At 66.7% G+C, this 26,934-nt stretch carries 13 protein-coding genes; 7 read left to right on the forward strand and 6 right to left on the reverse strand.

Annotated elements, in window-relative coordinates:
* The first annotated feature begins 388 nt into the window (after window positions 1–388).
* From CHB99_RS00230 to CHB99_RS00240, 3 genes are all read left to right on the forward strand, one after another.
* Window positions 389–18,040, forward strand: a complete 17,652-nt coding sequence (locus CHB99_RS00230) for an autotransporter-associated beta strand repeat-containing protein (protein ID WP_042127475.1) — start codon at window positions 389–391, stop codon at window positions 18,038–18,040.
* A gap of 146 nt (window positions 18,041–18,186) precedes the next feature.
* A complete protein-coding gene (locus CHB99_RS00235) occupies window positions 18,187–18,747 on the forward strand; it encodes a hypothetical protein (RefSeq protein WP_042127477.1) in 561 nt (186 codons plus the stop codon).
* A complete protein-coding gene (locus tag CHB99_RS00240; RefSeq protein WP_042127478.1) occupies window positions 18,747–19,307 on the forward strand; it encodes a nucleotidyltransferase family protein in 561 nt (186 codons plus the stop codon). Before CHB99_RS00235 ends, CHB99_RS00240 begins: the two co-directional genes overlap by 1 nt.
* Before the next feature lie 413 nt (window positions 19,308–19,720).
* Here the strand turns inward: CHB99_RS00240 and CHB99_RS00245 are convergent, their stop codons facing one another.
* From CHB99_RS00245 to CHB99_RS00260, 4 genes are all read right to left on the reverse strand, one after another.
* Window positions 19,721–20,062: a HopJ type III effector protein gene (locus CHB99_RS00245; RefSeq protein WP_042122867.1), complete on the reverse strand. Its 342-nt coding sequence runs from the start codon at window positions 20,060–20,062 to the stop codon at window positions 19,721–19,723.
* Window positions 20,055–20,351, reverse strand: a complete 297-nt coding sequence (locus tag CHB99_RS00250; protein ID WP_042122868.1) for a DUF1244 domain-containing protein — start codon at window positions 20,349–20,351, stop codon at window positions 20,055–20,057. The genes CHB99_RS00245 and CHB99_RS00250 overlap by 8 nt, the downstream gene beginning before the upstream one ends.
* Before the next feature lie 13 nt (window positions 20,352–20,364).
* The gene (gene folM / locus CHB99_RS00255) at window positions 20,365–21,057 is read right to left on the reverse strand and encodes a dihydromonapterin reductase (protein ID WP_042122869.1); all 693 of its coding nucleotides are present in this window, start codon (window positions 21,055–21,057) and stop codon (window positions 20,365–20,367) included.
* Between the two features lie 82 nt (window positions 21,058–21,139).
* Window positions 21,140–21,721, reverse strand: coding sequence for a putative antibiotic biosynthesis monooxygenase (locus tag CHB99_RS00260; RefSeq protein WP_042122870.1), 582 nt, complete (start codon window positions 21,719–21,721; stop codon window positions 21,140–21,142).
* 216 nt (window positions 21,722–21,937) lie between these two features.
* On the opposite strand from CHB99_RS00260, the gene CHB99_RS00265 reads away from it, so the two are divergent.
* Window positions 21,938–22,888, forward strand: a complete 951-nt coding sequence (locus CHB99_RS00265) for a MerR family transcriptional regulator (protein WP_042122871.1) — start codon at window positions 21,938–21,940, stop codon at window positions 22,886–22,888.
* 138 nt (window positions 22,889–23,026) lie between these two features.
* Here the strand turns inward: CHB99_RS00265 and CHB99_RS00270 are convergent, their stop codons facing one another.
* A complete protein-coding gene (locus CHB99_RS00270) occupies window positions 23,027–23,635 on the reverse strand; it encodes a hypothetical protein (RefSeq protein WP_042122872.1) in 609 nt (202 codons plus the stop codon).
* 57 nt (window positions 23,636–23,692) lie between these two features.
* Window positions 23,693–24,154 carry a PAS domain S-box protein gene (locus CHB99_RS00275; RefSeq protein WP_042122873.1) on the reverse strand — a complete coding sequence of 154 codons (462 nt, stop codon included), beginning with the start codon at window positions 24,152–24,154 and terminating at the stop codon, window positions 23,693–23,695.
* 124 nt (window positions 24,155–24,278) lie between these two features.
* On the opposite strand from CHB99_RS00275, the gene CHB99_RS00280 reads away from it, so the two are divergent.
* From CHB99_RS00280 to CHB99_RS00290, 3 genes are all read left to right on the forward strand, one after another.
* Window positions 24,279–24,734: a flavodoxin gene (locus CHB99_RS00280; RefSeq protein ID WP_042122874.1), complete on the forward strand. Its 456-nt coding sequence runs from the start codon at window positions 24,279–24,281 to the stop codon at window positions 24,732–24,734.
* Window positions 24,735–24,934: 200 nt separating this feature from the next.
* The gene (locus CHB99_RS00285) at window positions 24,935–25,840 is read left to right on the forward strand and encodes an alpha/beta fold hydrolase (protein WP_042122875.1); all 906 of its coding nucleotides are present in this window, start codon (window positions 24,935–24,937) and stop codon (window positions 25,838–25,840) included.
* 109 nt (window positions 25,841–25,949) lie between these two features.
* Window positions 25,950–26,864, forward strand: coding sequence for an SDR family oxidoreductase (locus CHB99_RS00290; RefSeq protein ID WP_042122876.1), 915 nt, complete (start codon window positions 25,950–25,952; stop codon window positions 26,862–26,864).
* Window positions 26,865–26,934: the final 70 nt, after the last annotated feature.

The raw sequence follows: 26,934 nt of genomic DNA on the forward strand, positions 1-26,934 counted from the left end.
TAGAAAGGTAGACGCTCGCCTCTCGGGCAGCTCTGGCTTAAAGGTTTCACCCGGGTTCTTCGCATGATTGAAACAAATTGAAACAATCATTTTGATTCTATTGAGCGTAAAGAATTTTCCCCGGGTTGCTGACCGCTGGTCGCCTGAAAGCCATATGGCGCTTCGCCTTCATTGTCTTTTTCCGGGGATTATCACCAAAGAATTAATACTAAGTACATGTACGAATTGTCCGACGTGGATCCAATTTTTCCGCTACAAATCCCACCCAAATGGAACCTGTAGTCGCCAAGGTCAGGCTGTTCGACACAAGCAGTGTGTGTAGTTCCCGAGGGATAGACCCCGCACGCATCATCGCGCTTGAATTGCCTGATCCACGAAGGAGTCACCCGTGGACAGAAGATTCGCCAAGTCACTTTTTGTACGTCGTTCCACTCTGCCTCTGGCGATCAGCCTGGCGGCCGCCGGCCTGCTTTCGACGTTCACCGCTGAAGAGGCGCTTGCCGCGTGCCTTGTTGCGGCGCCAAACATCACCTGTGACGGGGTCATCCTCTCGACGTTCAACAGCGCGCTGACCAACCCGGTGGTGATTGTCAACAATGGTGCACAGATGTCCACGACACTGGGCGCCGTGCTGAACCTGAGCGGCAACGGCGTCAACCTCACCAACTCCGGCACCATCGGTCCGACCTTCCTGGGTTCGCTGGTCAACTTCACCTCCGGCGCGGTCATCGGCAACACCAACAACAGTTCGGTTGTGATCAATAACGCCGGGCTGATCAGGGCGGTCGGCGACACCCTGTCGAGCAACCTGCTCACCCTGACGGGCATGGCGCTGGAGGTGAAGAACGGCTCGAACGGCTTCGTCACCATCAACAACAACAGCGGCGGTGTCATCGACGCGGCGCCGCTGATCACCGCGGGGGTGCTGGCGGGCGCTGACATTCCCAGCGTGGTGGTCTACAACCCGTTGAACGGCGCGGCGGGTGTCGGCCCGAAAGTCACCTTCAGCAACGCCAGCACGGCCAGTATCACCGGGCGTATCGCCCTTCAGGGTTCATCGCTGGGCAACACCTTCATCAACGCCGGCACCCTCACCGGCAGCCTGGCGATGGGCGCTGGCGGCACCACCCCGAACACCTTCATCGCAGTGACCGGGTCGCAGGTGCAGAAGGGCGCGGGCATCGGCGTCGACCTGGGCGTGATCGGCAAGCTGGGGGTTGCCTTCGCGGCCGCGGGCATCGTCGACGGCGGTCTCAACGGCAGCAACACCCTGGTCCTGCAGAACACCTCTGATCCGCTCAACCCCGGCAGTGGTGCAAGTGGCAGCGGCAGTGTGTCCGTGGCCAACTACAAGAACTTCCCCAACCTGAAAGTCATCAGCGGCACCTGGAGCGTGTTCGGCAATCTGCTGGACGGGCTCGCCAGCCCTTCGGTCGAGCTGACCGGCGGTGTCCTGAGCATCGACGATTCCGCGGTCTTCGGCAGCGCTACCGTCGTGGCCAACGGCGGCAACCTGCGGTCCCTGGACTCGAGCGTCACCCTGAGCAACCTGATCACCATCGGTAGCAGCGGCCTGACCGTTTCCGGCATCCAGCAGTTGGCCATCTCCGGTCAGTTGACCGGCAGTGGCGCACTGACCAAATCGCAGGCCAGTACCCTGGTCCTGAGCAATGCCAGCAACAACTTCAGCGGCGGCGTCATCCTCGACGGCGGCACCCTGTCGCTGACCAACGCCGCGGCGTTGACGGGCGGCGCCGTGTCGGTGACCGGCGCATCGACCCTGCAGGCCAGCGCGCCGATGACCCTGAGCAACGGCATCAGCCTGGCGGCGGCGCTGGGCGTGAACGGCGGGGTGAATGCGCTGACCCTGAGCGGCAACATCACCGGCGCGGGATCGCTGAGCAAGATCGGCAGCGGCGACCTGACCCTCAGCGGCAGCAACAACTTCTCCGGTGGCTTCGCCCTGGGTGGCGGCAACGTGATCTTCGCCAATGCCGCGGCAATCGGCAGCGGTGGGCTGAGCCTGACGGCGAACTCCACCCTGACCAATACCGCCGCGGTCAGCCTGAGCAACAACATCGCCCTGAGCAACCGTGTCCTGACGCTCAGCGGCGGCAACGCCGTGACCCTGAGTGGCTCGATCTCCGGTAGCGGGAGCCTGATCAAGCAGGGGACCGCCGACCTGACCCTGACCGGCACCAACACCTTCGGCGGCGTCAGCCTGCAAGCCGGCAAGCTGATCATCGGCAGCAACAGTGCCCTCGGCGTTGGCACGTTCAATGTCTCCGGCGGTACCTCGCTGGACACCAACGCGACGCGTACCGTCACCAACAACGTGACGCTCGGCGGCACCGTCAGCGTGGCCGGGAGCAACGACCTGACCCTCGGCGGCTCGATCACCGGGGCGGGAGGCATCAGCAAGAATGGCAACTCGACGCTGACCCTCATCGGCAGTAACAGTGACTTCGTCGGCGGGGTGGCCCTCAATGCCGGTACGCTGCTGGTCGATAAAGCCGCGTCCCTGGGCGCGGGCGCGCTGACCACTGCCGCCGGTACCACACTGGGCGCCCGCAGCAACGCGACGGTGAGCAACCTGGTCAACCTCAACGGCGACCTGACCTTGAACGGCCCGGCCAACCTCGGCCTGAGCGGGGTGATCAGCGGCACCGGCAACCTGATCAAGAACGGCAGCACGGCTGTGCAACTGTCGGGGGCCAACACCTTCCAGGGCAACACCCTCCTCAATGCCGGCACCCTGTACTTCGGCAATGCCGGGGCGCTCGGGCAGGGCCGCCTGATTGCCGCCGGCGGTACGCTGGATACCTTCTCCGCCGTGGCGATCGCCAATGCCGTCACCCTCAACGGCGCGACCACTGTCGGCGGCACCGCCGACCTGTCTCTGCAAGGTGTCATCGACGGTACCGGCAGCCTGGTCAAGAATGGCAACGCCAACCTGACCCTGACCGGCACCAACGTCTACAGCGGCGGCACCACCCTGAACGCCGGTGGTCTGATCATCAACAATGCCAGCGCGATCGGCTCCGGCGACCTGACCGTCGGTGGCGCGGCCCGCCTGACCGTGGCGGCGCCGCTGACCTTGAACAACGCGGTGCACCTGACCGGCAGCCTGACGTTGCAGGGCAACAGCGCGCTGACCCTCGGCGGGCTGATCGACGGTTCCAGCGGCCTGGTCAAGTCCGGCACCGGTGTGCTGACCCTGAACGGCGCCAACACCTTTGGCGGTGGCACCACCCTCAACGGCGGGGGCCTGGTACTCGGCACCGGTACCGCGCTGGGCAGCGGCACCCTGAGCGCGGCCGCGGGCACTTCGCTGGACAACAGCAGTGCGCTGAGCCTGGCCAACAATGTCACCCTCGGCGGCAACCTCAACGTGCTGGGCAGCAACGACCTGACCCTTGGCGGCACCGTCAGCGGTGCCGGCGGCCTGACCAAGACCGGCGGCTCCAGCCTGATCCTGAACGGCAACAACAACTATCACGGCGCCACCCAACTCAATGGCGGCACCCTGATCCTGGGCAGCAACACCGCGCTGGGCGACGGCGCCCTGAATGCCGCGGCCAACGCCACGCTGGATGCCAACACCGCGGTGGCGATCAACAATCAGGTCAACCTCGCCGGCAACCTCAACATCGGCGGCAACGCCAACCTGGCACTGAGCAACATCGTCAGCGGACTGGGCGGCCTGACCAAGAACGGCCTGGCGACCCTGGCCCTGAACGGCGCCAACCTCTACCAGGGCGGTACCACCCTGAATGCCGGCGGCCTGCTGCTGGGCAACGACCTGGCCCTGGGCAGCGGTGCGCTCAATGTGGCGGGCGCCGCGACCCTGGACAGCGGCTCGGCGCGCAACCTGGCCAACGCCATCAACCTGGGCAGCGACCTGACCCTTGGCGGCAGCAGTGCCCTGACCCTCGGCGGCACCATCGGCGGTGCCGGCGGGCTGATCAAGAACGGTTCCGCCGACCTCACCCTCGGCGGGGCCAACAATTACCAGGGCAATACCCGGCTCGACAGCGGCAAGCTGATCGTCGGCAATGCCAGTGCATTGGGGCAGGGCGCGCTGATCGCGGCACAGGGCACCGTCCTGGACTCCAGCACCGTGCTGACCCTGGCCAATGCCATGACCCTGAACGGCGTGCTCAGTCTCGCCGGCAGCACCGACCTGACCCTGCAGGGCGCCATCACCGGCACCGGCGGCCTGATCAAGAACGGCAGCGGCAACCTGATTCTCGCTGCCAGCAATGGCTATGGCGGCGGAACCACGCTGAACGCCGGTACCCTGACCATCGCCGGCGCTTCGGCCCTGGGCAGTGGCGACCTGACGGTCGGTGGTAGCACCACCCTGGCCAGCAGCGGCGCGCAGTTGCTGGCCAATGCCGTGCATCTGAATGCCGGCCTGACCCTCAACGGCAGCGGCAACCTGACCCTCAATGGTGTCATCGACGGGGCGGCCGGCCTGACCAAGACCGGCAGCAGCAGCGTCACCCTCAACGGTGCCAATACCTACGCCGGGGGCACCAGCCTGAACGGCGGCACCCTGGTGCTCGGTGCGAACACCGCGCTGGGCAGTGGCACCCTGAGCGTCAACGGCGGTTCGCTGGATGCCAACAAGGTGCTCAGTGTCGGCAACGCACTCACGCTCAATGGCAACCTCACCGTGCTGGGCAGCCGCGACCTGACCCTGGGCGGCAACATCACCGGCGTCGGCGGCGTGAACAAGGCTGGCGGCGCGACCCTGGTGCTCAACGGCAACAACAGCTACCTGGGTAACACCAACCTCAACGCCGGTATCCTCGTGCTCGGCAGCAACAGTGCGCTGGGGCAGGGCGTCCTGAATGCGGCGGCCAACACCGCGCTGGATGCCAACACCGCGGTCAGCATCAACAACCAGGTCAACCTGGCCGGCAACACGCTGATCGGCGGCAGCGCCGACCTGACCCTGAACGGTACGCTCAGCGGTGCCGGCGGCCTGACCAAGAACGGCACGGCCAGCCTGGTCCTGAATGGCGCCAACACCTACGTCGGCGGCACCACCCTGGTGGGCGGCACGCTGTCGCTGGGCAACAACCAGTCGATCGGCAACGGCGCCCTGACGGTCGGCGGCAATGCCAGCCTGGACAGCAGCAGCGCGCTCAACCTGGCCAACCAGATCAACCTGGGCAGTGCCCTGAGCCTGGCCGGCAGCAACGACCTGATCCTCTCCGGCGTGGTCGGCGGCAACGGCAGCCTGATCAAGAACGGCGTGGGCAACCTGACCCTGAACGGCGTCAACGGCTATGTCGGCGGCACCACCCTCAATGCCGGTAGCCTGACCCTCGGCAATGCCGGTGCGATCGGCAGCGGCAAGCTGACCGTGGGCGGCGCGGCCAGTCTGAACAGCACTTCGCCGTTCGTCCTGGGCAATGCCATCACCCTGAATGCCGACCTGAACCTGGCGGGCGGTTCCGACCTGGGCCTGAACGGCGTCATCGACGGCAGCGCCGCGTTGCTCAAGAACGGCGCGGGCAATCTGTCCCTGAACGGCGTCAACAGCTACCTCGGCGGCACCACCCTGGCCGCGGGCAGCCTGACCCTCGGCAACGCCAACGCCATCGGCAGTGGCGCGCTGAACGTCAGCGGCGCGGCCACCCTGGGCAACAACGCGGCCTTCGCCCTGGGCAATGCCATCAATCTCGGCGCCGACCTGACCCTGGCCGGCAACAATGCCCTGACTCTCGGTGGCGTCATCGGCGGTAACGGTGGTCTGGTCAAGAGCGGCCTGGCCGACCTGACCCTGAGCGGCGCCAATACCTTCAGCGGCGCGCTGAACATTCTCTCCGGTAGCGTCAGCACCGTCGGCAGCGGCGCCCTGGGCAACACCTCCGGGGTCAATGTCGGCGCCGGCGCCAGCCTCAATCTCGGCGCCAGCGCGGCCATCGGCGGCCTGAGCGGCGCCGGTGCGGTCAACCTTGGCGCGGGCAGTGACCTCACGGTCGGCACCGGCAATGCCAGCAGCGTGTTCAATGGCGGCCTGGCGGGTGCCGGCGGTCTGATCAAGGTCGGCGGCGGCAGCATCGAGCTGGCCGGGGCCAATGCCCTCAGCGGCACGACCCGGATCGATGCAGGCGTGTTGAACGTCAGCGGCTCGCTGGCCAGCGGCCTGGTCCAGGTCAACAACGGCGGTACCCTGGGCGGTGGCGGCACGCTGAGCGGCGCGGTCAATGTGCTCGATGGCGGCCACCTGGCGCTCGACAGCGGCAGCACCCTGCGCGTCGGTTCGCTGACCCTGGGCAACGCCGCCAACCTGGATGTCGGCCTCGGCTCGCCGTCCACCGGCGGTACCGCGCTGCTCAATGTCGGCGGCAACCTGACCCTCGACGGCACGCTGAACGTCAGCGATATCGGCGGTTTCGGCGCCGGCATCTATCGCCTGGTCGACTACAGCGGCGTACTCACCGACAACGGCCTGGTGTTCGGCAGCCTGCCGGGCAGCGTCAGCGCGGCTGACCTGCAACTGCAGACCGCCATCGGCGCGCAGGTCAACCTGCTGGTTGGCGGTGCCAACGGCGCCGTGCTGTTCTGGGACGGCGGCAACACCGGCAGCGACGGCGTGATCCAGGGCGGCAGCGGTACCTGGGACAGCCTGAGCAACAACTGGACCACGGTGAACGGCACCGGCAACCGCGACTGGAGCGGCAACTTCGCGGTGTTCCAGGGCGCGGCGGGCGCGGTCTCGGTCAACGGCACCCAGGCCACCACCGGCCTGCAGTTCGTCACCGACGGCTACACCCTCGGCGGCAGCGGCCAGTTGCAACTGGTCAACAACGGCAGTGGCACCACGACCGTCCGGGTCGACCCGAATGTCACCGCGACCCTCGCCCTCGGCCTGAGCGGCAGCGGCACGCTCAACAAGGTCGACAGCGGTACCCTGGTGCTCACCGGTGGCAACAGCTACAGCGGCGGCACCCGGCTCAACGGCGGCACCCTGGTGCTGGGCAACGACGCGGCGTTGGGCAGCGGCGCGCTGATCGCCGCCAACAACACCACCCTGGACAGCAACAGCGCAGTGACGCTGGCCAACGGCATCAACGCCCTGGGCATCCTCAACCTGGCCGGCGGCAATGCCCTGACCCTGAACGGTGCGGTCACCGGCGGCAGCCTGGTCAAGAACGGCGCGGGCCTGCTGACCCTGAACGGTGCCAACGGCTACAGCGGCGGCACGACCCTGAACGCGGGCGGCCTGGTCCTGGGCAATGCCCTTGCCCTCGGCAGCGGCACCCTGCGTGTGGCAGGCGCGGGCACGCACCTGGACAGCAACGCCGCGCTGAGCCTGGCCAACCTGTTCGACCTGAGCTCGACCCTGACCCTCGATGGCAGCAACGACCTGACCCTGAACGGTACCGTCAGCGGTGCCGGTGGCCTGCTCAAGAACGGCGCGGGCACCCTGACCCTGAACGGCGTCAACAGCTACGTCGGCGGCACCACCCTGGCCGCCGGTGGCCTGGTGCTGGGCAACAGCGCCGCGCTGAGCAACGGCGCCCTCAACGTCAGCGGCGCGTCCAGCCTGGACGCCGGCACTGCGCTGGTGCTGAACAACGCCATCAACCTCGGTGCCGACCTGACCCTGCCGGGCACCGCGGGCCTGACCCTGAACGGTGTCATCGGCGGCAGCGGCGGCCTGAGCAAACTCGGTGGCGGCAGCCTGACCCTGAATGGCAGCAACACCTACCAGGGCGCCACCCAACTCACGGGCGGCACCCTGGTACTCGGCAACAGCGCCGCGCTGGGCAGCGGTGTGCTCATCGCCGGTGCCGGTACCACCCTGGACAACAGCACCGCGCTCAACCTCGGCAACGCCATCAACCTGCTCGGCGGCCTGACCCTTCGCGGCAGTGACAACCTGACCCTGAGCGGGGTCATTTCCGGCGCGGGCGGCCTGGTCAAGAACGGCGCGAGCGTCCTGACCCTGACCGGCGTCAACGGCAACCTCGGCGACACCACCCTGAACGCCGGTACCCTGGTGCTCGGCAATGGCGCCGCGCTGGGCAGTGGCGCCCTGAACACCGCCGATGGCACGACCCTGGACGTGCTCGGCGGCACCGTGCTGAGCAACGCGCTCAACATCGCCGGCAACCTGACCTTCACCGGCAGCAACGACCTGACCCTGATCGGCGCGGTGAATGGCGCGGGTGGCCTGACCAAGAACGGCAACGGCAACCTGACCCTCAACGGGCTCAATGGTTACCTGGGCAACACCAACCTGAACGGCGGCGGCCTGACCCTGGGCAACAGCCAGGCCATCGGTGGCGGTGCGCTGAATGTCGGTGCCGCCTCGACCCTGAGAAGCACGTCGGCGATCAGCCTGGGCAACCAGGTCAACCTGAATGCCAACCTGACCCTCAACGGCACGGGCGACATCGGCCTGAACGGCGTGGTCGCCGGCGCGGGTGCATTGAACAAGACCGGCAGCGGTGTGCTGACCCTCAATGGCGCCAACACCTACCAGGGCGGCACCAACCTGGCCGCCGGCACGCTGGTGCTGGGCAATGCCGGCGCGCTGGGCAGCGGTGCCCTGAGCGTCAGCGGTGCCTCGACCCTGGACAGCAACGCCGCGCTCAGCATCGCCAATGCCATCGCCCTGGATGCCAACCTCACCGTGGCCGGCAGCAACGACCTCGGCCTTGCCGGCAACTTCGCGGGCAACGGCAAACTGATCAAGAACGGTGTTGGCAGCCTGACCCTGACGGGCAGCAACAGCTACCGCGGCGGCACCGACCTGAATGCCGGCACCCTGGTGCTGGGCAATGCCGCCGCACTGGGCAGCGGCACCCTGAACGTAGCGTCCGCTACGCTGAGCAACAGCGCCGTGATGACCCTGGCCAACGCCGTGCAAGTGAGCGGCAACCTGACCCTGGCCGGTGCGCAGAACCTGGTACTGAGCGGCATCCTCGGCGGTGCCGGCAGCCTGACCAAGACCGGCGCGGCCGACCTGACCCTCACCGGGACCAATACCTATGGCGGCGGTACCCGCCTGGACGGCGGTCGTCTGATCCTCGGCAACAGTGGCGCGATCGGCAGCGGCGATCTGACCGCGGCGAACAACACCGTGCTCGACAACAGCACCAGCGTGACCCTGGGCAACGCGGTCCACCTGAATGGCGCGGTCGGCATCGGCGGCAGTGCCGACCTGACCCTCAACGGCGTGGTCGACGGTCCGGGCAGCCTGATCAAGAACGGCGCCGGCAGCCTGACCCTCAGCGGCGCCAACACCTACCTCAGCGGCACGACCCTCAACGCCGGCACCCTGGCACTGGGCAACAATGCCTCGCTGGGCGTCGGTGTCCTGACGGTCGGCGGCGCGTCCTCGCTGATCGCCAACGCTCCGGCCATCACCCTGGGCAACACCCTCGCGCTGAATGCCAACCTGACCCTGCCGGGTGCCAACGACCTGGCCCTGAACGGCGTGGTCAGTGGCGCTGGTCAACTGGTCAAGTCCGGCAGCGGTACCCTGACCCTGAGTGGCCCCAACAGCAGCTTCAGCGGTGGTGTGGCACTGAGCGGCGGCAGCCTGATCGTCGGCAACAACAATGCGCTGGGCACTGGCGCGCTGGTCACCAGCGGCAGCGCGACCTTGCGCGGCACGGGGGTGCTGACGCTCACCAACGACCTCGTCGTCAACGGTGAGCTGAACCTGGTAGCCAACGACACGGCGATGATGAGCGGCCTGCTCAGTGGCAGCGGTACCCTGATCAAGACCGGCATCGACGAACTGGCGCTCCTCGGCAGCAGCACGTTCACCGGCACCCTGGATCTGCGCGACGGTTTCGTCACCACCTTGAACCCTAACGCGCTGGGCAACCCGGGCAATGTCATCCTGGGCAGCGGCACCACCCTGAACATGAACGGCAACAGCAGCATCGGTGGCGTGGCAGGTTCCGGTGTGCTGAACATCGGCAACGGCAGCACCGTCTCCGTAGGCGGCAGCAACGTCGACAACGTGTTCAGCGGTGCGCTCCTGGGTGGCGGTACGCTGAGAAAAGTGGGCAGCGGCGTGCTGACCTACAGCGGGACCTCGGTCGCCAGCCACAACATCCAGGTCAATGGCGGTACGCTGAAGGTCGACGGCGTCCTCAACAGCAGCGGCAATAGCATTACCGTGAACAGCGGTGGCACCCTCACCGGCAGCGGTTCGGCCAACATGATGACCATCGTGCAGAACGGTGGCCACCTGGCCGGCACCAGCGGCAGCACGCTGACCCTGAAAGACCTGATCCTCAGCCAGAACTCCAACATCGACGTGGCGCTCGGCTCGCCGCTGACCGGCAACGTCCCGCTGTTCAACGTCACCGACAACCTGACCCTCGATGGTGTGCTCAACATCACCGACGACGGTGCCTTCGGCAATGGTGTCTATCGCCTGTTCGACTACACCGGCGGTCTCACCAACAACATCGTCGACTTCGGTCTCCTGCCGAGCAACGTGCTCACCACCGAGCTGAGCCTGCAAACCGTGACCCCTGGCCAGGTCAACCTGCAGGTCAACTCGCCGAACCTGATCATCCAGTACTGGGACGGCGCCAATATCACTGCCAACGGCGCGATCGATGGCGGCAGTGGTGTCTGGGACGCCGCCACCAACAACTGGGTGGCCCAGGATGGCAACGGCAACAGCGCCTGGGCCGATCAGTTCGCGGTATTCATGGGTAACGCCGGTACCGTCACCGTCGATAACGCGCAGGCCGTCAACGGCATGCAGTTCATGACCGATGGCTACCAGCTGGTGTCCGGCGGCAATGGTTCGCTGGACATCTCCAACCGCAACGACGGCAAGTTCGCCGTGCGGGTCGACCCCAACGTCACCGCGACCCTGGACCTCGACCTCAACGGCAGCGGTACCCTGCAGAAACTCGACCTCGGCACCCTGGTGCTGAACGGCAACAACGGCTACACCGGCGGCACTCTCCTGCGCAACGGCACTCTGGTGGTCGGCAGCGACAGCGCGCTGGGGACCGGCGCTCTGAGCACCGCCGCCGGCACCGTGCTGGACAGCAATACGGCGGTGACCCTGGGCAACAACATTGCGGTCACCGGCCAGCTGACGCTGCCGGGCAGCAACGACCTGACCCTCAACGGCAACGTCAGCGGCACCGGCAGCCTGCTCAAGGGTGGCGCCAGCCGCCTGACCCTGGGCGGCAGCAACAGCATCAGCGGTCCGCTGGCGTTGAACGCCGGTACCCTGGTGCTGGCGTCGACCGGCGCCCTCGGCAGTGCCACCCTGAACGCCGCCAACGGCACCAGCCTGGACAACGGCCTGGACCTGACCCTGAGCAATACCGTCAACCTGGCCGGCAACCTGACCCTGCTCGGCAGCAACGACCTGACCCTCAGCGGCCTGGTCAACGGTAGCGGTCGCCTGGTCAAACAGGGCGTCAACCGCCTTGCCCTGAATGGGGTCAACGGCTTCAGCGGCGGCGTCGAGCTGCAGTCGGGCACCTTGAGCCTGGGCAATGCCGGGGCGCTGGGCAGTGGCGCGCTGACCGTCAGCGGTACCTCCATACTGGCCAACAGCAATGCTTTCGCCCTGGGCAACGCGTTGCAACTGAACGCCGCGCTGATGCTGGCCGGCAGCAACGACCTGACCCTCAACGGCGTGATCAGCGGCAGCGCGACCGCGCGCCTGATCAAGAACGGCGCCGCGCGCCTGACCCTCAACGGCGCCAACGCCGCATTCAGTGGGGGGACCACCGTCAATGACGGCAACCTGACCCTGGGCAATGCCCTGGCTCTGGGCACCGGCGATCTCAGCGTCACCGGCACGACCCGCCTGGATACCAGCGCGCCGATGACCCTGGGCAACAACGTGGATGTCAGCGGTGTGCTGTCGCTGGCCGGCAACAACGACCTGACCCTGTCCGGCGTGGTCAGCGGCAATGGCACCCTGAACAAGGACGGCCTGGCCAGCGTGACCCTGAGCGGCAACAACAGCTTCGCCGGCATTCTCAACATTCTCTCGGGCACCCTGCGTACCTTGGGCGGCAACGCACTCGGCAACCCGTCGCAGCTCAACCTGAGCAGCGGCGCCAACCTCGACCTGGGCGGCAGCCTCGCCCTGGGTCAACTGGTCGGCAGCGGCGGCGTGATCATCGACGGCGCCAATACCCTGAGCGTCGGTGGCGGTACGTTCGCCGGCAGCCTCGGCGGCAGCGGCACGCTGGACAAGGTCGGCAGCGGCACCCTGACCCTCACCGGCAGCAACAGCCACAGCGGCAACACCCTGATCAGCGGCGGCAGCCTGATGGTCGATGGCAGCCTGGCCAGTGCCAGCGTGGCCGTGGGCAACGGTGCCAGCCTGGGCGGCAGCGGCAGCCTCGGCGGAACCGTGACCGTCGCCAATGGCGGCAACCTGACCCTGCGAGGCGGCACGACCCTGAGCGTCGGCGCGCTGCTGCTGAACGACACCGCCAACCTGAATGCCTCGCTCGGTAGCGCCATGGCGGGCGAACCGGCGCTGGTCGATATCGCCGGCAACCTGACGCTGGATGGCCGTCTCAACGTGACCGATATCGGCGGGTTCGGCGCCGGGGTCTATCGCCTGATGAACTACGGCGGCAGCCTGACCAACAATGGCCTGGTGCTCAACACCCTGCCGGGCTCCGTGCAGGTGGGCGATGTCAATCTGCAGACGGTGATCAACAACCAGGTCAACCTGGTCGTTGGCGGCGCCGGCAACGTCCTGTTCTGGGACGGCAGCCAGATCGTCGGCAACGGCGGCATCGAAGGCGGCTACGGGGTCTGGGACAACAGCAACAGCAACTGGACCAACACCAACGGTACGCTCAACGAGACCTGGAACGGATCCTTCGCGGTGTTCCAGGGCAACGGCGGCACGGTAACCGTCAACGGTGCGCAGAGCATCACCGGCCTGCAGTTCTCCGGCAACGGCTACACCCTCAACGGCGGCGTCGGCGGTCAGTTGCTCACTGCCGCGGGTGCCACCAGCGTGCGTGTCGACAGCGGCAATACCGCGACCCTCGGCGTGGCCATCAATGGCGCGGGGACCCTGACCAAATTCGACAGCGGCACCCTGGTGCTCAACGGCGCCAACGGCTACACCGGCGGTACCGTGCTGAACGGCGGCACCCTGGTGGTGGGCAACGACGCGGCCTTGAGCAGCGGCGCGCTGACCGCGGCCGGCGGCACCACGCTGGACAACAGCAGCGCCGTCACCCTGGCCAACAACGTCACGCTCAACGGCGCCCTGGCGATTGGCGGCAGCAACGCCCTGACCTTGAACGGCGTGCTCAGCGGTAGCGGCGGCCTGATCAAGAACGGTGCGGCCAACCTGACCCTGAACGGCGTCAACACCTACGGCGGCGCGACCTCGCTGGCCAGCGGCAGCCTGACCCTGGGTAACGACAGCGCGATCGGCAGCGGTCCGCTGAACGTCAGCGGCAATGCCACCCTGGCCAGTACTTCCGCCTTGCAACTGGGCAATGCCATCGACCTCGGCGCGGGCGCGCAACTGACCCTGGCCGGTGTTCAGGACACCACCCTCGGCGGCGCCATCGGCGGTACCGGCAGCCTGGTCAAGAACGGCAATGCCGCGCTGCGGCTCGGCGGCAACAACACCTACAGCGGCGGCACCACCATCAACGCGGGCAGCGTGACGGGCACGAGCGCCAGCCTGCAGGGCGCGATCCTCAACAACGGCGCGCTGACCTTCGAGCAGAACGCCGACGGCAGCTACACCGGCAACCTCACCGGCAGCGGCAGCCTGACCAAGACCGGCAGCGGCCAACTGCTGCTCACCGGCAACAACGGCCTGACCGGCAACACCCTGGTCAACGCCGGCAGCCTGGTCAACAACGGCACCCTGGCCAGCGTCAACGTACAGGTCGCCAGCGGCGCCAGCCTCGGCGGCAGCGGCACCTACAGCGGCACCGTCAGCCTCGCCGACGGCGCCAGCCTGAATGTCGGCAGCGCCACCGCGCCACTGTCGGTGGGCAACCTCAACCTGTCCTCGGGCAGCAACCTCAACGTCGCCCTCGGCGCTCCGGGCAGCGCCAGCACCGTGGTTCAGGTGGGCGGCAACCTGGTGCTGGACGGCACCCTGAACATCAGCAATGCCGGTGGCTTCGGGATCGGCGTCTATCGACTGTTCAGCTACGGCGGCAGCCTGACCGACAACGGCCTGGTCTACGGCAGCCTGCCGAGCGGTATCGCCGCCGGCGACCTGACCCTGCAGAGCGCCATCGCCAACCAGCTCAACCTGGTGGTCAGTGGCGCCGGCAACCTGCTGTTCTGGGACGGTAGCCAGACGGTCGGCAACGGCATCATCGACGGCGGCAACGGTGTCTGGGATGCCGTCGGCAGCAACTGGACCAACGCCAGCGGCAGCGTCAACGAAAGCTGGAACGGCACCTTCGCGGTGTTCCAGGGCAGCGGCGGCACGGTGACCGTCAACGGTGCGCAGAACATCACCGGCCTGCAGTTCGCCGGCAACGGCTACACCCTCAACGGCGGCGCGGGCGGTGAACTGCGCACTGCCGCGGGCGCCACCAACCTGCGTGTCGACAGTGGCAACACCGCGACCCTCGGCGTGGCGATCAATGGCGCCGGCACCCTGACCAAGCTCGATGGCGGCACCCTGGTGCTCAGCGGTGCCAACGGCTACACCGGCGGTACCGCGCTCAATGGCGGCACCCTGGTGGTCGGCAATGCCGCGGCCCTGGGCAGCGGCGTGCTGACCGCGGCCGGCGGTACCACGCTGGACAGCAACAGCGCCATCGCCCTGGGCAACGCCGTGGTGCTCAACGGCGCCCTGGCGATCGGCGGCAGCAACGACCAGACCCTCAGTGGCGTGGTCAGCGGCGCGGGCAGTCTGGTCAAGAACGGCAACGCTGCGCTGGCGCTCAGCGGTGCCAACGGCTACACCGGCGGCACCGCGCTCAATGGCGGCACCCTGGTGGTCGGCAACGCCGCGGCCCTGGGCAGCGGTGTGCTGACCGCGGCCGGCGGTACCACGCTGGACAGCAACAGCGCCATTGCCCTGGGCAACGCCGTGGTGCTCAACGGCGCCCTGGCGATCGGCGGCAGCAACGACCTGACCCTCAGTGGCGTGGTCAGCGGCGCGGGCAGCCTGGTCAAGAACGGCAACGCTGCGCTGGTACTCACGGCGGCCAACACCTACAGCGGTGGTACCACGATCAACGCGGGCAGCGTGCGCGGCACGACCAGCAGCCTGCAGGGCGCGATCCTCAACAACGGCGCGCTGACCTTCGAGCAGAACGCCAACGGCAGCTACACTGGCAACCTCACCGGCAGCGGCAGCCTGACCAAGACCGGCAGCGGCCAACTGCTGCTTACCGGCAATAACGGCCTGACCGGCAACACCCTGGTCAGTGCCGGCAGCCTGGTCAACAACGGTACTCTGGCCAGCGCCAATGTGCAGGTCGCCAGCGGCGCCAGCCTCGGTGGCAGCGGCACCTACAGCGGCACCGTCAGCCTCGCCGACGGCGCCAGCCTGAATGCCGGCAACACCAGCACGCCGCTGTCGGTGGGCAACCTCAACCTGTCCTCGGGCAGCAACCTGAACTTCGCGCTCGGCGCGCCGGGCAGCTCGACCACCGTGGTACGGGTGGGCGGCAACCTGGTGCTGGACGGCACGCTGAACATCAGCGATATCGGCGGCTTCGGGGTCGGGGTGTATCAACTGTTCAGCTACGGCGGCAGCCTGACCGACAATGGCCTGGTCTACGGCAGCCTGCCGGGTGGCATCAGCGGTGCCAGCCTGGCCCTGCAGAGCTCCATCGCCAACCAGCTCAACCTGGTGGTGGGCAGCGACAGCGATCTGCAGTTCTGGAACGGTGGCAAGACCAACCCGGACGGCACCATCGCCGGCGGCAGCGGCACCTGGGGCCCGGACACCAACTGGACCAACTCACGTGGCACCAGCAGCAGTGGCTGGGGCGGTACCTTCGCGGTGTTCGGCGGCGCGCCGGGCACCGTCACCGTGGCAGGACTGCGGACCTTCAACGGCCTGCAGTTCCTCAGCAGCGGCTATCAAGTGGTCGCCGGCAGCGGCGGGGCGCTGGCACCGGTCAACGGCAGCGCTGGCAGCCTGGCGGCGGTCCGCGTCAATGCCGGCGCCAGCGCCAGCATCGCGGCGCCGCTGGTGGGCACTGGCGGTATCGAGAAACTCGACACCGGCACGCTGATCCTCACCGGTGCCAACACCTACAGCGGCGGCACCACCGTCAGCGGCGGTACCTTGCAGGGCAACACCAGCAGTCTGCAGGGCCGCATCCTCACCAATGCGGGCGGCACCCTGGTCTTCGATCAGGGCAGCAACGGTCAGCTCATGGGCACCCTCAGCGGCACCGGTGCCATTGCCAAGCGCGGCAGCGGCAGCCTGCTGCTGACCGGCAACCAGCCGGCCAGCGGTACCTTCGCCGTCGATGCGGGCACCCTGATCGTCGGCAACGCGGCCAATCCGGGCAGCGTGCTCGGCTCGCAGGTCACCGTCGCCAACGGCGCCGCCCTGACCGGTACCGGCACGGTCGGCTCGCTGGTCAACCATGGCACCGTGGCCACCGGTCTCGACGGCGGCAACCTGAGCGTGGCGGGCAACTTCACCAACGCCAGCGATGGCACCCTGAGCGTGGCCATCACGCCGTCCCTGACCAACTACCTGAACGTGGGCGGCACCGCGAACCTGGGCGGCACCCTGCAGGTGCTGAACCTCGGCAGCTACACCGGCGATACCCGCTACACCCTGATCAACGCCGCCGGTGGCGTGACCGGCACCTTCGCCAACGCCAGCGGACTGTCGAGCCTGCTGTTCCTCGACTCGGCGCTGACCTACGGGGCCAACACTGTGACACTGTCGGTTGCGCGCAACGGGGTGGCCTTCGCCGACGTCGCCGAAACCAGCAACCAGCGCAACGTCGCGGCCGCGCTGGACACGGCGGCGGCACCGGCCAGCCTGCGCAGCGCGATCATCACGGCCGACCGCGCCACCGCGCTGGCGGCGTTCGACAGCCTGTCGGGCGAGATCCACGCCAGCACCGCCAGCGTGCTGATCGAGGATTCGCGCTATGTCCGCGATGCGCTCAACGACCGCATGCGCCAGTCCGGTTGCAGCAGCGACCAGGATCCGCGTCGCGCGCTGGCGCCGAGCGGCAACCAGCAGGCTACCAGCCAGGGTTGCCAGGGCGAGAGCGTCGGCTGGATCCGCGCGCTGGGCGGCTGGGGTGACTTCGAAGGCGGCCACGCCGCGGCCAATATCGATCGCGACCTGTCCGGTTTCATGCTCGGTATCGACAACAACCTCAACGACGAATGGCGTCTGGGGATCGCCGCCGGCTACAGCAACAGCAGCATCAACGCCAAGGGCCGCGGTGCCGACTCGTCGGTGGACAGCTATCACCTGGCGAGCTACCTGAGCTATCAGATGGACGCGTTCGCCGCGCGCCTGGGGGCCGCCTACACCTGGCACGACATCGACACCAAGCGCGACATCAGCGTGGGCAGCTACAACGACCGCCTGAAAGCCGGCTACAAGGCGCGCAGTGCCCAGGTCTTCGGTGAAGTGGGTTATGCCATCGATGCGGGCGGCGTGGCCCTGGAGCCGTTCGCGGGCCTGGCCTACGTCAACTACGACAGCGACACCGGCCGCGAGAAGGGCGGGGCGGGGCGGCTGGAGGCCAAGGCCGACCAGGACGTGACCTTCTCCACCGTCGGCCTGCGCGTGGGCAAGGCGTTCACGCTGGCCAACGGCGCGGAACTGACGCCACGCGGCAGCCTCGGCTGGCGGCATGCCTTCGGCGATACCAAGCCGGACGCGGACCTGACCTTCGTCGAGGGTGGCGCCAGCTTCAGCAGCCAGGGCGTCCCGATCGCCCGGGATGCCGCGGTGGTCGAGGCGGGGCTGGACCTGAGCATCGGCAGCGCCGGCAAGCTGGGCGTGGGTTACTCGGGGCAGTTGTCCAGCGAGAACCGTGACCATGCGGTGACGCTGACCTTCAGCATGGGCTTCTGATCCGTTGTAGCCTTCGCCGTGGTTCGGCACACCGACAAGCCAGTTCCTACGGGAACGAGCTTGTCGGTGCGCCGAACCACGGCGAAGGGCCGCAACGCGATGCCGATATACGGTATCGTCGCGAACTCACTTGTCCGAGATCGCCCATGGCGCGCTTCTACATCCCTCTTTCCCTGCTGTTCTATCTCCTGGCCCTGTGTTTCGACGCCGTCGAACTGAGCGGCGGCAGCCAGCTGTCGTCCCTGCAAGTGCTCCTGCAGGGCCCATGGGGCATCGTCTTCGGTCTGTTCGGCTGGTTCGCCAACCCGTTGTTCGGCCTGGCCCTGCTGGTGCGCCGGCGCTGGCGCTGGTTCGCGCTGGTCCTCGGCCTCTGCGCGTTGTACCTGGCCATTGGCAGCCATGCCATCGAACGTCTGCCGGACAACCAGAGCTACACCTTCCACGGCGTCCTGCACTTCGCGCCTGGCTACTACCTGTGGGTCTTCGCCATCGCCGTGTTCTGCGCCGGCCAGGCCTGGTGGTGCAGCCGCGGGCGCAACGTCGAGGTGCCGCGCTGGGGACTGGTCGAGGGTGGTTTGGCGCTGTTGCTGCTGGCGGTGGTGCTGATCGGTCTGCGCGACGAAAGCCTGCGCTTCGATATCGAGCGAGCCCTGGAGTGGCCCTCGGGGTGGGAGATGCGGCCACCCGTGCGCGGGGAGTCGATCTGATGAGCGTGCTGACTGACGAAGCGCTGGTCGCCATGGCCCTGAAGAACCCGGTCAATGTCGAGCTGCTGCGGGTGCTGGTGGAACTCGACCTGCCGCAGTGCATGCTGACCGCCGGTTGCCTGTTCCAGGCCCTGTGGAACCTCAGGAGTGGCCGCGAGCCGGACTGGGGGGTGAAGGACTACGACGTGATCTACTTCGACAGCGACCTGTCGTGGGAGGCGGAAGACCGCGTGATCCAGCGCGTGCGCCAGGCCTGTGGCGCGCTGGCCGACAAGGTCGAGGTGCGCAACCAGGCGCGGGTGCACCTCTGGTATGAGGACAAGTTTGGTGTGCCTTATACACCGCTGCTCAAGGTCACCGACGGCATCGACCGCTATCTGGTGCGCTCCACCTGCCTGGGGCTGGATGTGCGCAGTGGCGAGCTGTACAGCACCTGGGGGCTGGATGATCTGCAGCAGGGGGTGTTGCGCAGCAATCCGTTGAATCACCAGCCGCCGTTGTTCCAGGAAAAGGCCAGGAAGTACCAGGAGCGCTGGTCGTGGTTGACGATCGAGGATTGAGGGGGGGGGGGGCCAAGTGCTCGCCGTGACAGGTGCGGGGCCCTTGAGATCGAGCGCCGCCCGCGCGGCGCATCGCGGTGCATGACGATGCTCTTATAGCGCCCTTCAGATCGAGCGCCGTCCGCACGGCGCTTCGCGAGCAAGCTCGCTCCCACAGTTTGTTGCAACGCGCCATGGCTTGTGGGATTTGAGTTGTCAGCCCTTGGTGCTTGGCGATTTATTGCGGGGAGGCTGTTGGGCCCGACTTGATATCGCATCGTAAAAACAAGGCGGACAACCATGGCCTATCAGACATAGGTTCGTTGCAACAAACTGTGGGAGCGAGCTTGCTCGCGAAGCGCCGTGCGGACGGCGCTCGATCTCAAGGGCGCTGCAAGACTCAAGACAGGCAGCCGGTAGTTGCAACCGATCCCTCAAGCCTTGCGCTTGAGCGGTTCGCCGTCGAACTTCACCCCAGCCAGGCCATGGGCGATCAGTGCGCGGATATTGCCGTGGTCGCTGCCTTCGGGGGTGGCCAGCACCGAGCGGTAGTGCTCGCCGAAGGCCAGCAGGGTTTCCTGATCGCTCAGGCCTTCCAGCAGGGCCAGGCCGAGGGTCTTGCACGAACCTTCGTTCTGCCCGGCGGCGCTGGCCACGCCGCCGTTGTCGAAGGCGGTCTGCTGGTAGTCATAGTGTTCGGCGACGAAGGCCAGGGTGTCGGCGAAAACGTGTTCGCCGGTGTCGAGGCTGGCGCGCAGCCGGGTCAGGTCAGTCATGGGTTTTTCCTTTGGCGAACGCGGCCTGCTGCTCGGCGCTGGCCTCTTTCTGGTATTGGTTTTTCCACTGCTCGTAAGGCATGCCGTAGACCACCTCGCGGGCGTCATCCAGGCTGACGTCTATCTGGCGGTCGTCCGCGGCCGCCTTGTACCACTTGGACAGGCAGTTGCGGCAGAAGCCGGACAGGTTCATCAGGTCGATGTTCTGCACGTCGCTGCGCTGGCGCAGGTGTTCGACCAGGCGACGGAACGCCGCTGCTTCGAGTTCGAGTTGTTCTTGCGGAGTCATGGCTTTCTCGGTTTCAGGCGATTCGGTTCTTCAGGTGGCGGCCACCGTTGATGACCACGTTGCTGCCGGTGCTGTACTGACTTTCGAGGAGGAAGAACACCGCGTCGATCAGCGGCTGGGCGCCGGGCTCGAATTCCAGCAGGGCCTTCTTCAGGGTCTGCTGGCGGTACTGCTCGTCGCCGCCTTCCTTGAGGATCAGCAGCCCCGGCAGCACGGCATTCACCCGCACCGTGGGCGCGTACTTCTCGGCGAACGACAGCACCATGTTCTGCAGCGCGGCCTTGGTCGCGGCGTAGCCGATATGGCTCTTGCTGCCGCGCGACGAGGTCTCGTCGCAGATATGGATGATGTCCGCCTTGTCCAGCTTCAGCAACTGCTCGCCGAGGGCCAGGTTGAGGTGGTACGGCGCCTCGACGTGGAGCTTGAACATGGTGGTGAGGTTGTCCAGGTCGTCGTCGAGCCACAGCGAAGCGTTGTGGACGATCGCGCGCAGGCCATCGTAGTGGTTGCGCAGGTGCTCGATCAGGGCTTCGCGGTCGTCTTCGCGGCACAGGTCGGCCTGGAACGGGATGATGTTCGGATGCGCCGGAGCGGTGATCTTGCTGCGGCTGGCGCTGACCACCGTGTGGCCGGCCTGCGCCAGTTGCGTGGCCAGCGCCAGCCCGACTCGCTGGCTGCCACCGGTAACTAGGATTGGGCTGTTCATATGCGGGGACGATCAACTTTTTCAGGTTCGCGGTCAGTCGCCAGCATACCCGAACTCGCCTGGAATGACCGCCCCCGGCCGGTCAGCGGCTTTCCAGCGATTCGCCGGCGTTGCCCGGCGCCGGTGCCACCGCTGGGCGGGCATTGAGCCAGCCGGCCAGGCAGCGGGTCGACAGGGGAATGAACAGGTACACCATCAGCGGCGTCAGCCCCAGGGTGCTGAGCAGGATGCGCGGCAGCAGGCTCAGTTCCGCCAGCCAGTGGCCGAACAGCAGGTTGAACGCCAGCGACACCGGAAAGAACGCCAGCCAGATCGCCACCGCCTGTTTCCAGCGCGGCGGACGCTGCGCGGCGTCGTTGCCGAACCAGCCTTCGATACCGCTCACGCGTTTCTCCGTCGGCTGTTCGAACAACCCGTTGCCGCGGGCCAGCCAGGCGCTGCGCGAGGCGGAGAACTCCCAGGCATGCAGGGTCTTTTCGTCGACGAAGCGGAAGATGATCTGGAATTCGTCGCCCTGGGGCGGCGGGGCCAGCACGCCGGAGCCGAGGTAGCCGGGAAAGTCGGTGGCCAACTGCTCGCCTTCGTGCAGCCAGGCGATCATGTCCTGATAACGGCCCTCGGCAGCACGCCGGGCAAGCATCAGGGTAACGGGTGGGGTAGACATCGTGTATCTCCTGGCAACGGGTCGCGGCGGGTAGCCATGACCACGGATCGCCGCCCGGGGTGTTGGGCGGCGTCCGAAAACAAGCAAGGATTATTCCGTAAATATTGTGACTCGTCAGTGTCGGTTTTGACCTGGTTCACAGTGATGTTTGGTCCTGCTTCCTCTCGCCGGGCTAGAATGGTCATCCTTTTCCTACAACCTGCGGCGTGTCAGGCGATGATCGAGCTTTCCCCGGCTTCACTCAGCGAGCGTGGTCTGGACCATGAGGAGCTGTTTCCCATTCGTGAAGTGGCACGCCTGACGGGCATCAATCCGGTCACCCTGCGCGCCTGGGAGCGCCGTTATGGCCTGATCCAGCCGACACGCACCGAAAGTGGGCATCGCTTGTATTCGCGCTCCGATATCGACGACGTCCGCCATATCCTCGGCTGGATCGAACGCGGCGTGGCGGTGAGCAAGGTCGGCAAGATCCTCGCGCGCGACCGCGCGGCGCAGAGCCAGCCCGAGCAGAGCGTCAGCCCCGCGCCGGTCAGGGACCACGAGCAATGGCGCAATCAGCTGCGCCAGGCAGTGCAGGGGTTCGACGAAAGCCGGCTGGAGCGGGTCTACGGCCAGGTGTTCGCCAGTTATCCCCTGGCCGTGGTGTTCCAGGACATCCTCATGCCGCTGTGGCAGGAACTGCGCGTGGCCCATGACGGTTTCGGCCGCCTCAGCGAATGGCTGTTCCTCGATACCTTTCTGCGTGCCCGCGCCTGGCAGCGCCTGCAACTGGCGCGGGAAGAACAATCCACGCGAGTGCTGCTGGCCGCGCTGCCGGAGCAGTGCCGCGAGCTGGAACTGCTGGTCTGCGCTCTGTTGCTGGGCAGCAGCGACGTGGCGGTGAGCGTGCTGGCGCCGGGGCAGCCGCTGGAGGAGTTGAGCCTGGTCTGCGAACGCATGGCCCCCGATGCGCTGGTGCTGTTTTCCAACCACGCTCCCGCCGCCGACCTGGCCAAGCGTCTGGCACGCCTGGCGCTGGCCCTGGATTGTCCGTTGCTGTTCGCCGGCGAGGCGTCGGAAATGCTTCAGGACAACCTGGTCGGTTCACAGATCGTCTGTCTGGGCGGGGAAGGGCGCTTGATGCGCCGGCGTCTGCAGCAGTGCCTCGAAGGCCACCTCGACAGTTAGGCTCTGTACGAAATGCATCCGAGCTCGCCCATGCTGCGTTGAAAACGGGCTCGGAATGCTCATTTACTCCAGTAAACTCCGCTTCCTCGCCCGTTTTCGCCTTGCCTGGCCTTCGCTCGAATACATTTCGTACAGAGCCTAGCTGCAGTGCACTTGCGGATGGGTGCGGCGGTGCTGCTGCAACATGTACTGGCGCAAGCGCTCGATCTCTTCCGGCTGGCGCTGGCTCAGCTTGTAGGCGGCCAGGCCGTCCACGGTGAGCCGCTGCAGGGTGCCGCGCAGGGCGATGGGGGCGATGCCGTCCGGGGCGAACCAGAGATTGAAGGTTTTCGGCGCCTTGCGCCCTGACGGCAGTTCCAGCAGCACGCCCTTGAAGGAGATTTCCCGGACTTTCAGGCCGCTGCTCAGGCCCAGCTGGTCTTCCAGCATCACCGGCGTGTCCAGGCTCAGGCGCCAGGGCCGCACCACCGCGCCTTCTTCATAGATGCTCGGCGCGCCCACCTGCAGGTGCAGGGCGTGGAACTCGTCCTCCACCAGCAACAGCGGAAAACTCATCTGCTGGTTGTCCAGTTGTGCCTGCACGGTGACCTGTTCGTTGGCCACCAGGCGGGTGAGCAATTGCTGGACGTCGCTGCGACCGTTGAGGCGCAGCGTGGAATTGGGGTCCACGCGGTTGAGCTGGGGCGAGCGGTGCACGCTCTGGATGAAATCCAGCTCGTCCTGGGTCAGAAGGGCATCGGCTTGCATGATGATTACTGCTGCGATTTTTCCGGGTGATGAATGGACAGCGAATCGGTGCCTTTGTTAGGACCGTTGGTCGCTTTCCAACTGCTGGATGCGAGCCCGCGCTTCGGCCAGCTGTCGCTCCAGCTCGGTCACCCGCTGCTCGGCCTCGACCTGGCGGGTGACATCCTTCTGGATGCCGATGAAGTAGGTGAGCTGGTCCGCTTCGTTGAACACCGGGGTGATCGACAGCTCGTTCCAGAAAGCGCTGCCGTCCTTGCGGTAGTTGCGCAGGATTTCGCGGCACGGCTGGCGGCTTTCCAGGGCCCGGCGGATCAGCGCGCGGGCCGGCTGGTCGCGGTCGCTGCCCTGGAGGAAGCGGCAATCGCGGTAGAGGATGTCATTGGCGTCGTAGCCGCTGAGGCGCTCGAACGCCGGGTTCACGTAGATCAGGATGGTGTCCTCGTCGCCTTCCTGTTCGGCGACCACGATGCCGTCGTTGGAGGCATCGATCATGCGTTGCAGCAATGTGGCGTTGATCATCGGGGGAACCGGCGCGAGGGCTGTTGGGAGGGGCGATTCTAGTGCATGTCAGGCCAGCGGATAAGGCCTTTTGCCAGCCATCGGTGCTAGTATCCTACGCTTTTGCTCAGATACGGTATTCGTCATGAAAGTGGTCATCCTGTCCGGTTCGGTCTACGGCACCGCCGAAGAAGTCGCACGTCACGCCCAGTCTCTGCTCAAGGCCGCGGGTTTCGAGGCCTGGCACGCGGCTCGCGCCACGCTCGCCGATGTCCAGGCGTTCGAGCCCCAGGCATTTCTCGCCGTGACCTCCACCACCGGCATGGGCGAGCTGCCGGACAGCCTGGTGCCGCTGTTCAGCGAGATCCGCGACAGCCTGCCCGCGGCCTGGCGTGGCCTGCCGGGCGCGGTGCTGGCGCTGGGCGACTCCAGCTACGGTGACACCTTCTGCGGCGGCGGCGAGCAGCTGCGCGAGCTGTTCGCCGAGCTGGGGGTCGAGGAAGTCCAGCCGATGCTGCGCCTGGATGCCAGCGAGACGGTGACCCCGGAAGTCGACGCCGAGCCCTGGCTCGCCGAGTTCGCCGCCACGCTGCGCGGCTGATCGCCCCAGGCGGCGCGGCAACCCCAGCCGCGCCGCCGCCTGACCTTCGCGCCGTTCGGCGCCTGTCCTGCAAGGTCATCAAGCTGGCTGCCAAGGAAACTTTCGCTTCTTCCAGGGCTGACTATGCTGTCCCACAGAGCACGAAAATGTGCCGCCGTGACCAACACTTGAAACAATCCACCACCAGCCGAGATCTCCCAATGCCACTGGCAGAGATTCCTCTGTGCGTCTGGCGGACACGGAGCCTGGGATTCACGTTCCGCGGCCAGAGCATTCGCTACTGGACGGCAGGGCAGGGAGAGCCACTGCTACTCATTCACGGATTTCCAACCGCCAGCTGGGACTGGCACTACCTCTGGCAGCCACTGGCGCAGCGCTTTCGCCTGATCGCCTGCGACATGCTCGGCTTCGGCGATTCCGCCAAGCCGCCCGGGCACCACTACAGCCTGCTGGAGCAGGCCGATCTGCAGCAGGCCCTGCTGGGGCACCTGCAGGTCCGGGAGCCCGTGCATATCCTCGCCCATGACTATGGCGGCAGCGTGGCTCAGGAGCTGCTGGCGCGCCATCAGGAAGGGCGGATCGAGATCGCCAGTTGCGCCTTTCTCAACGCCGGGCTGTTTCCCGAGTGCCATCGTCCATTGCTGTTCCAGCGGCTGCTGCTCAGTCGCCTGGGTTGGCTGGTGGCGCGGACATTCGACCGCGACGGCCTGGTGCGCAGTGTCGGGCAGACCTATGGCCCCTCCACCCATCCCAGTGAAAGCGCGCTGGATGACTGCTGGAGCCTGATCGCCTCGAACCGCGGCAACCGCATCCTGCACCGCCTGTCGGGTTACCTGATCGAGCGCAAGGCGCATCGCCAGCGCTGGGTCGGTGCGCTGCAGACCGCGGGAATGCCGTTGCGCTTCATCAATGGCGCGGCCGACCCTGTTTCCGGCGCGCACATGGTCGAGCGCTACGAGGAACTGGTGCCGGAGCCCGACACCGTCCTGCTCCAGGGCATCGGTCATTACCCGCATACCGAGTCGCCAGGCCAGGTGCTGCGGCATTACCTGGATTTTCGCCACCGACCGCTGGCGTGGTGTCCGCAGAAGGTCGCCTGGTCCTGACCCAGGCCTGGCTTATCGCCTGCCATTCAGCGCCCACCCGGTTCGTTGTCCGGGGCCGGGCGCTGGCCGACACTGCCGCTTCCGTTCCCTGTTCAGTTGGAGTTGCGTCATGAGCGATTCGGTTCGCCTGGAAAATAGAGTGGTGATCGTCACTGGCGCCGGTGGTGGCCTCGGCCGCGCCCATGCCCTGTTGTTCGCCCGTCACGGGGCGAAGGTGGTGGTCAACGATCTGGGCGGTTCGACCCATGGCGAAGGCGCCAACGCTTCGGCCGCCGACCGCGTGGTCGCGGAAATTCGCGAGGCTGGCGGCGAGGCGGTGGCCAACCACGATTCGGTGACCGACGGTCAGCGCATCGTCGAGCAGGCCCTGGACAGCTTCGGCCGCGTCGATGTGCTGGTGAACAACGCCGGCATCCTGCGCGACAAGACCTTCCACAAGATGGAAGACGCCGATTGGGACCTGGTCTACAAGGTCCACGTCGAGGGTGCCTACAAGGTCACCCGCGCCGCCTGGCCACACCTGCGCGAGCAGAACTGGGGGCGGGTGATCTTCACCTCGTCCACGTCCGGGATCTACGGCAATTTCGGCCAGGCCAACTACGGCATGGCCAAGCTCGGTCTCTACGGCCTGACCCGCACCCTGGCCCTGGAAGGCCGCAAGAACGGCGTGCTGGTCAATGCCATCGCCCCGACCGGTGGCACGCGCATGACCGAAGGGCTGATCCCGCAGCAGGTGTTCGAACAGCTCAAACCTGAACTGATCAGCCCGCTGGTGGTGTACCTGGGCAGCGAGCAGTGCCAGGACAGCGGCAACCTGTACGAGGTCGGTGGCGGCTGGGTCGGCCAGGTGCGCTGGGAGCGCAGCCTGGGTGTCGGCTTCGACCCGCAGGGCGGTTTCAGTGCCGAGGATGTCGCGGCCAACTGGGGCCGGATCGGTGACTTCGACGGCGCCGAGCATCCGTCCGACAGCCTGCAGGCGATGCAGCAGATGCTGGCCAACCTGCAACGGTTCGCAAAACCCTGACACTGCGTTTTCTGTCGCGATCGGCGGATCTTTCCTAAGCTGGAAAGCTTTGATCGCGACAGGAGTGCGC

It is taken from the genome of Pseudomonas japonica, from assembly GCF_900188455.1.
Taxonomy (GTDB): Bacteria; Pseudomonadota; Gammaproteobacteria; order Pseudomonadales; family Pseudomonadaceae; genus Aquipseudomonas; species Aquipseudomonas japonica.